Origin of the sequence: Streptomyces chengmaiensis (genome assembly GCF_029846775.1) — a bacterium.
Taxonomy (GTDB): domain Bacteria; phylum Actinomycetota; class Actinomycetes; order Streptomycetales; family Streptomycetaceae; genus Streptomyces; species Streptomyces chengmaiensis.
The window spans coordinates 1-8,332 of the sequence record NZ_JARWBG010000107.1; the positions used below are offsets into that span (position 1 = coordinate 1).

Genomic DNA, 8,332 nt, shown 5'->3' on the forward strand with positions numbered 1-8,332 from the left:
CCCGCCCAGCGCCCCGCGTCCGGCAGGCCGCGCCCGTCCGCCCGCCCCGCCCCCCGTCCGCCGCGCACCATCCGCCTCGGCCGGCCGCGCCCCCGGCTGCGGCTGGTCAGCCTAGGACTGACGCTCGTCATGCTGGCGTTCACGGCGCGGCTGCTCCAGGTGCAGGCCGTCGACGCCGGCGCCTACGCGGCCAAGGCCGAGAAGAACCGCTACCTCAGCCACACCCTCGCCGCGGAGCGCGGAGAGATCACCGACAGGTCCGGCGTCTCCCTCGCCACCAGCGTCGACGCACACGACATCACCGCCGACCCGAAGATGTTCACCCCCGAGGAGTCCAAGGCGCAGGACGCCCCCGAGCAGGCGGCGGCGCTTCTCGCCCCGATCCTCGCCGAGGACGTGGACGTCCTCGTCAAGAAGCTCAAGACCCCCAAGTCCCGCTACACCGTGCTCGCCCGCCGCCAGACCCCGCAGGTGTGGAACCAGATCAAGGACCTGAAGAGCGTCTACGCGCAGAAGGCCAGGGCCGACAAGCGCGACGGCGGCCCCGGGGCGAACGTCCTGGCAGGCGTCTTCCAGGAGGCGAGCAGCAAACGCGTCTACCCCAACGGCGATCTCGCGGCCGGGATACTGGGCTTCGTCAAGGCCGACGGCCACGGCGGCGGCGGCATCGAGTCCATGCTCGACAAGGCCCTCGCCGGCCAGGACGGAAAGATCACCTATGCCCAGTCCGGCGGTCGCCGCGTCCCCACGGCCACGTCCAGCGAGACCCCTGCCGTCCCCGGCTCCGACGTCGAGCTGACCGTCGACCGCGACATCCAGTGGGCCGCCCAGCAGGCCATCAGCGACCAGGTGGCCGAATCCCGGGCCGACCGGGGCTATGTGATCGTGCAGAACACGCGTACCGGCGAGATCCTCGCCATGGCCAACGCCCCCGGGTTTGACCCCAACGACCTTTCCCAGGCCAATGCCGCCGCCCTCGGCAACGCCGCGCTCCAGGACGCCTACGAGCCCGGCTCCACCGCCAAGGTGATGTCCATGGCCGCGGTCCTGGAGGAGGGCGCGGCCACCCCGGACACCCATGTCGTCGTGCCCAACCGACTGCACCGCGGCGACCGGCTCTTCAAGGACGACATCGACCACCCCACCTGGTACCTCACCCTCAACGGCGTGCTGGCCAAATCCAGCAACATCGGCACCATCCTGGCCACGGGGCAGCTCGGCAAGACGCAGCGGGAGGCCAACCAGGTCCTCTACTCGTATCTGCGCAAATTCGGCATCGGCTCGCCGACGGGACTCGGCTACCCCGGAGAGACCCCGGGCATCCTCGCCAAGCCGCAGGACTGGTCGACCTCGAAGCAGTTCACCGTCCCGTTCGGCCAGGGCTTCTCGATCAACGCCCTGCAGGCCGCCTCCGTCTACTCGACCATCGCCAACGGCGGAGTGCGCGTCGAGCCCACGCTGGTGCGCGGCGCCAAGGGGCCCGACGGGCGCTTCACCCCCGCACGCGCCCCCGAGGAGACCCGGGTGGTCAGCGAGAAGACCGCCCGCACGCTTGCGGCCATGCTGGAGTCCGTGGTGGACGACGAGGAGGGCACCGGCAACAAGGCGCAGATTCCCGGCTACCGCGTCGCCGGAAAGACCGGCACCGCCAACCGCGTCGATCCGGAACTGGGCCGGTACAAGGGCTACACCGCCTCCTTCGCCGGCTTCGCCCCCGCCGACGACCCGCAGATCACCGTCTACTGCGCCATCCAGAACCCCACCAGGGGAAGCTACTTCGGCGGTCAGATCTGCGGACCGATCTACCAGAAGGTCATGCAGTTCGCCCTCAAGACACTCAAGGTCGCACCCACGGGCAAGGATCCCGCCCGGCTCCCGGTCACATTCGAACCAAAGGGAAAGCCGGAGAAAACCGCCAAGCCAGGCACGTGACTCGAAAGCGCCCCCAGTGACAACGATCACCAACGATTCCGGGAACCAATCGCACCGCCCGGACGCCTCCGCCCCCTCCTTTTCGCCCGAACAGGGTGCGCCCGGTACGCTCACCGCCGTGCCCCACCCTGATCAGTACCGAACCTCCCCGCCCCGCCCCGCCGAGGTCGGCCCCACGCCTCTCGGCGTCCTGGCCGAGCAGCTGGGCGTCGAGTCCCCAGGCCCCGGTGAGGTCACCGGCATCACCCACGACTCACGGGCGGTGCGGCCCGGAGACGTGTACGCCGCGCTCCCCGGCGCCCGGTTCCACGGCGCGGACTTCGCCCCCCAGGCCGCCGACCTCGGAGCCGCGGCCGTGCTGACCGACCAGGCGGGCGCCGCGCGCGCCGCCGCGACCGGCCTGCCGGTGCTGGTCGTCGGGAACCCCCGCGGGCGCATGGGCGAGCTCGCCGCCCTGATCTACGGACGCCCCGGCGACGAACTGCTCAAGATCGGCATCACCGGCACCTCGGGCAAGACCACCACCGCCTACCTCGTCGAAGGCGGCCTCAAGGCCGCGGGCCGCTCGACNTCGTCGAAGGCGGCCTCAAGGCCGCGGGCCGCTCGACCGGGCTGATCGGCACGGTCGAGATGCGCATCGGCGAGGAGCGCGTCAAGTCCGAGCGAACCACCCCCGAAGCCACCGACCTCCAGGCGCTGTTCGCCGTGATGCGCGAGCGCGGCGCCGACTCGGTGGCCATGGAGGTCTCCAGCCACGCCCTGGTGCTCGGCCGGGTCGACGGCTGCGTCTTCGACGTCGCGGTCTTCAACAACCTCAGCCCCGAGCACATGGAATTCCACTCCGACATGGAGGACTACTTCCAGGCGAAGGCGCAGCTGTTCACCCCGCAGCGCAGCCGGGCGGCGGTGGTCAACTACGACGACGAGTACGGCCGCCGGCTGATCAAGGAGGCCACCGTGCCGGTGGTCTCCTTCTCCACGGAGGGTCACCCGGACGCCGACTGGCGCGCCGAGGACGTGCAGGTCGGCTCCGTCGGATCGCGCTTCACGGCGGTCGGTCCCGCAGGGGAGCGCATCCGCGCCGAGGCCCCGCTGCCCGGCCCGTTCAATGTGGCCAACGCCCTGGCCGCCGTGGTCACCCTGGCCGTCGCGGGCATCGACCCGCAGACCGCCGCGGACGGCGTCGCCGCGGTGCCCGGCGTCCCCGGCCGGCTGGAGCGCGTCGACGAGGGCCAGCCGTACCTCGCCGTCGTCGACTACGCCCACAAGACCGACGCCGTCGAATCGGTGCTGCGATCCCTGCGCAAGGTCACCGAAGGCAGGCTGCACATCGTGCTCGGCTGCGGCGGCGACCGCGACCAGACCAAGCGCGGCCCCATGGGCGCCGCCGCCGCACGCCTCGCCGACACCGCGGTCCTCACCTCGGACAACCCGCGCTCCGAGGACCCCCTCGCGATCCTCGCGGCGATGCTCGCGGGCGCGGCCGAGGTGCCGGTCCACGAACGCGGAGACGTGCTGGTCGAGGCCGACCGCGCCGCCGCCGTCGCCGCCGCCGTGGCCCGCGCCGAGCCCGGCGACACGGTGCTGGTAGCCGGCAAGGGCCATGAGCAGGGCCAGGACGTCCACGGAGTGATCAGGCCGTTCGACGACCGTCAGGTACTGCGCGAAGCCATCCGCGCCACCCTCCACCGGAACCCTCAGGGATGACCCAGTGATCGCCCTCTCCCTCGCCGAGATCGCCGAAATCGTCGGCGGGCAGCCGCACGACATACCGGACCCGGAGCAACGGATCACCGGACCCGTCGTGATCGACTCCCGTGCCGTGGAAGCAGGCGCACTGTTCGCCGCCTTCCAGGGCGAGCGGGTCGACGGCCACGACTACGCCGAACGCGCCGTCGCGGCCGGAGCCGCGGCCGTGCTGGCCGCCCGCCCGGTCGGCGTCCCCGCCATCGTCGTCGACGACGTCCAGGTCGCCCTCGGCGCGCTGGCCCGCGCCGTGGTCGCCCGGCTCGGCGTCGATGTCGTCGCCCTCACCGGCTCGGCCGGCAAGACCTCCACCAAGGACCTGATCGCCCAGGTCCTTCAGCGGCACGCGCCCACGGTCTTCACGCCTGGCTCCCTCAACAACGAGATCGGACTGCCGCTCACCGCACTGCGCGCCGACGCCGACACCCGGCACCTCGTGCTGGAGATGGGCGCGCGCGGCATCGGCCACATCCGCTATCTCGCCTCACTGACCCCGCCGCGCATCGGCCTCGTGCTGAACGTCGGCACCGCCCACATCGGAGAGTTCGGCGGCCGCGAGCAGATCGCCGAGGCCAAGGGCGAGCTCGTCGAGTCCCTGCCCGCCGCCGACGCGGGCGGCGTCGCCGTGCTCAACGCCGACGACCCCCTCGTACGCGCCATGGCCGCCCGCACCGAGGCCCGCACCCTGCTGTTCGGAGAGGCCGACGAGGCGCACGTACGCGCCGAGAATGTCCGGCTCACCGAGCACGGTCAGCCCGCCTTCACGCTTCACACACCCACCGGGTGCAGTGACGTGACCATGCGGCTGTACGGTGAGCACCACGTGTCGAACGCGCTCGCCGCGGCCGCCGTCGCCCATGAGCTGGGCATGTCCGTCGACGAGATCGCGCTCGCGCTCTCCGAGGCGGGCGCCCTGTCCCGCTGGCGTATGGAGGTCACCGAGCGTCCGGACGGTGTGACGGTCGTCAACGACGCCTACAACGCGAACCCCGAGTCCATGCGTGCCGCGCTGCGTGCACTGGCCGCGATGGGCCAAGCCGCGCGGGCAAGGGGGGGACGGACGTGGGCGGTGCTCGGCCACATGGCCGAGCTGGGCGGCGCAGCGCTCGCCGAGCACGACGCGGTCGGACGGCTCGCCGTCCGGCTCAACGTCAGCAAGCTCGTCGCGGTCGGGGGCAGGGAAGCGTCCTGGCTGCAACTGGGCGCCTATAACGAGGGTTCGTGGGGTGAGGAGTCGGTGCACGTGTCCGACGCACAGGCGGCGGTCGACCTGTTGCGCAGTGAGCTGCGGCCAGGCGACGTCGTGCTGGTGAAGGCTTCCAGGTCGGCCGGGCTCGAGCGGGTCGCAGCGGCCCTGCTCGAGAACACGGCGACGGCCTCGGAAGGTGAGGTCGCCGGCCGATGAGGCAGATCCTCTTCTCCGGAGCCATCGGGCTCTTTCTGACGCTGATCGGCACGCCGCTGCTGATCAAGCTGCTGGCGCGCAAGGGATACGGGCAGTTCATCCGGGACGACGGCCCGCGCACGCACGGCAGCAAGAAGGGCACGCCCACCATGGGCGGCATCTCCTTCATCCTGGCCACGCTCATCGCCTACGCGCTGGCCAAGGTCATCACCGGTGAGGACCCGTCGTACTCGGGTCTGCTGGTGCTGTTCCTGATGGCCGGCATGGGCCTCGTCGGCTTTCTCGACGACTACATCAAGATCGTCAAGCAGCGTTCGCTGGGCCTGCGGGCCAAGGCGAAGATGGCGGGCCAGCTGATCGTCGGCATCGCCTTCGCCGTGCTGGCGCTGCAGTTCTCGGACAAGCGGGGGCTGACGCCCGCGTCCACCAAGCTGTCGTTCATCACCGACTTCGGCTGGACCATCGGCCCGGTGCTGTTCGTGGTCTGGGCGCTGTTCATGATCCTGGCGATGTCGAACGGCGTGAACCTGACGGACGGTCTGGACGGTCTCGCGACCGGCGCGTCCGTGATGGTCTTCGGCGCGTACACCTTCATCGGCCTCTGGCAGTTCCAGGAGTCCTGCGCCAACGCCGAGACCCTCACCAACCCCAGCGCCTGCTTCGAGGTGCGCGACCCGCTCGACCTCGCGGTCGTGGCCTCCGCGCTGATGGGCGCCTGCTTCGGCTTCCTGTGGTGGAACACCTCCCCCGCGAAGATCTTCATGGGCGACACCGGCTCCCTCGCCCTCGGCGGCGCGCTCGCGGGTCTGGCGATCTGCTCCCGCACCGAGCTGCTGCTCGCGCTCCTCGGCGGCCTCTTCGTGCTGATCACCATGTCGGTGGTCATCCAGGTCGGCTCGTTCCGGCTGACCGGGAAGCGGGTCTTCCGGATGGCCCCGCTCCAGCACCACTTCGAACTCAAGGGGTGGTCGGAAGTCCTGGTAGTGGTCCGGTTCTGGATCATTCAGGGCATGTGCGTCATCGTGGGTCTTGGACTGTTCTACGCGGGCTGGGCGGCCGACAAGTGAGTACGCGGAACTGGCAGGGCCAGCACATCACCGTCGCGGGGCTCGGGGTCTCCGGGATCCCGGCGGCGAGAGTGCTGCACGGCCTGGGCGCGGTCGTCACGGTCGTCAACGACGGCGACGACGAGCGGGCCCGGGCCCAGGCCGCGGAGCTGGAGGCGGAGGGGATCGCCGTCCGCCTCGGCGACGGGGCGACCCTGCCCGAGGGCACGGAGCTGGTCGTCACCGCGCCCGGCTGGAAGCCCGACAAGCCGCTGTTCGCCGCGGCCGCCGAGGCCGGCGTCGAGGTGTGGGGCGATGTCGAGCTGGCCTGGCGGCTGAGGGGGCGGGACGGCCGAGAGGCAGCGCCCTGGCTCGCGGTCACCGGCACCAACGGCAAGACCACGACCGTGCGGATGCTCGCGTCGATCCTTCAGGCAGCGGGCCTGAAGACCGCGGCCGTCGGCAACATCGGCGTATCGCTGCTCGACGCGGTGCTGGGCGACGAGAAGTACGACGTACTCGCCGTGGAGCTGTCCAGCTACCAGCTCCACTGGGCGCCCTCGCTGCGCGCCCACTCCGCCGCGGTGCTCAACCTCGCGCCGGACCACCTCGACTGGCACGGCTCCATGGAGGCCTACGCCGCCGACAAGGGCCGCGTCTACGAGGGCAACACGGTCGCCTGCGTCTACAACGCCGCCGACCCCGCCACCGAGGACCTGGTGCGCGCGGCGGACGTCGAGGAGGGCTGCAGGGCGATCGGCTTCACCCTCGGCACACCCGGCCCCTCCCAGCTCGGCGTCGTCGAGGGACTCCTCGTCGACCGCGCCTTCGTCCCGGACCGGCAGCGGCAGGCGCAGGAGCTCGCCGAGGTCGCCGACGTCCAGCCGTCCGCCCCGCACAACATCGCCAACGCCCTGGCCGCGGCCGCCCTCGCCCGGGCCTTCGGCGTCGAGCCCTCGGCCGTACGGGACGGACTGCGGGCCTTCCGCCCCGACGCGCACCGCATCGAGCATGTCGCCGAGGTCGACGGCGTCGCCTATGTCGACGACTCCAAGGCCACCAACACGCACGCCGCCGAGGCGTCGCTCGCGGCATACGAGCCGATCGTCTGGATCGCGGGCGGCCTGGCCAAGGGCGCGACCTTCGACGAGCTCGTCCGGAGGTCGGCGAGGCGGCTGCGCGGCGTCGTCCTCATCGGCGCGGACCGGGAGCTGATCAGGGACGCCCTGGCGCGACACGCCCCCGAGGTCCCGGTCGTCGACCTCGACCGGACCGACACTGGGGCGATGCCGGCGGCGGTCCGCGAAGCGGCCGGGCTCGCCCGGCCGGGCGACACGGTGCTGCTGGCCCCGGCCTGCGCCTCGATGGACATGTTCGTCAACTACAACAAGCGAGGCGAGGCGTTCGCGGACGCGGTCCGCGAACTCGCCGCCGAACGCGCCTGACGGCCCGTCCCGCGCGGGCCGTCGACCTGCGGCCGCCCGCGCGAGCACGACTGGAGGGGACAGCGACCATGCCGCCCGACGACATCGTGCGCCCCCGTCCGCCCGGGGCCGCTGACCCCGGACAACTGCGCCCCCACTGTGCGCCGCCGCCCGGCGAGACCGTGCCCCCGGACCGTTCGAAGGCCGCCGCCCCGGGTGCCCCGACCGCCGGAGCGGCCACCCTCACCGGGGCCGCGTCGCAGGGTGACGCCCATACCGTCCTCGAACTCCAGGCCGCCGCCGACGGCCACCCGATTCCCGGGGGCTGCGACGCCGGCGAGGGCTCTGGCCCGGCTTTCTCCGCCTCGCCTCCCTCCTGGGGCGACGCCCCCGACGCTCTGCGTGCCGGGGCCGCACGGGCAGTGTCGCCGTCGTCCGGCGAGGCCGTGTCGCCGGGCGCGGCGCGGGGCGGCGCGCCGCCCGTGCCGGCGAGGACCGCGTCGCGGGCCGTCGTCCGCCGTTCCCTCGAATCCCAGGACGGCGGCAGCCGTACGGTCCCCGAAACCGAGCCCGCCGCCCCGGCTGCGGGGTGCTCGTTCCCCTCCGCAGGACTCCCGGCCGCCGAGGCTCACACCGCCCCGGGGGGCTGTGCCGCCCACGGCGGCCCGGTGGCGCCGACGGGCGCCCCGCACCGCACCGAAGCGGTACGGGGCGCGGGAGCCGAGGCCGCCCCGGCAGGCCGCCGCGGGCCGCGGGCCGGTGCCGGTCACCCGGCGACC

4 protein-coding genes and 2 pseudogenes are annotated in these 8,332 nt (G+C 72.5%); all 6 read left to right on the forward strand.

Annotation, left to right across the window (positions count from 1 at the left end; genetic code table 11):
* Positions 1-1,932, forward strand: a 1,932-nt coding sequence (locus QCN29_RS36180; RefSeq protein ID WP_279933504.1) for a peptidoglycan D,D-transpeptidase FtsI family protein, incomplete at its 5' end; no start/stop codon positions are given.
* 16 nt (positions 1,933-1,948) lie between these two features.
* A pseudogene (locus QCN29_RS36185) lies at positions 1,949-3,639 on the forward strand (UDP-N-acetylmuramoyl-L-alanyl-D-glutamate--2,6-diaminopimelate ligase).
* Between the two features lie 4 nt (positions 3,640-3,643).
* Entirely contained in the window at positions 3,644-5,083 is a 1,440-nt protein-coding gene (locus QCN29_RS36190; RefSeq protein ID WP_240140263.1) for a UDP-N-acetylmuramoyl-tripeptide--D-alanyl-D-alanine ligase, read from the forward strand.
* Positions 5,080-6,150 carry a phospho-N-acetylmuramoyl-pentapeptide-transferase gene (mraY, locus tag QCN29_RS36195; RefSeq protein WP_240140262.1) on the forward strand — a complete coding sequence of 357 codons (1,071 nt, stop codon included), beginning with the start codon at positions 5,080-5,082 and terminating at the stop codon, positions 6,148-6,150. Before QCN29_RS36190 ends, mraY begins: the two co-directional genes overlap by 4 nt.
* Complete coding sequence (gene murD, locus QCN29_RS36200; RefSeq protein WP_279933505.1) at positions 6,147-7,574, forward strand: UDP-N-acetylmuramoyl-L-alanine--D-glutamate ligase; 1,428 nt, start codon at positions 6,147-6,149, stop codon at positions 7,572-7,574. Before mraY ends, murD begins: the two co-directional genes overlap by 4 nt.
* 68 nt (positions 7,575-7,642) lie before the next feature.
* A pseudogene (locus tag QCN29_RS36205) lies at positions 7,643-8,332 on the forward strand (hypothetical protein); the annotation flags it as partial.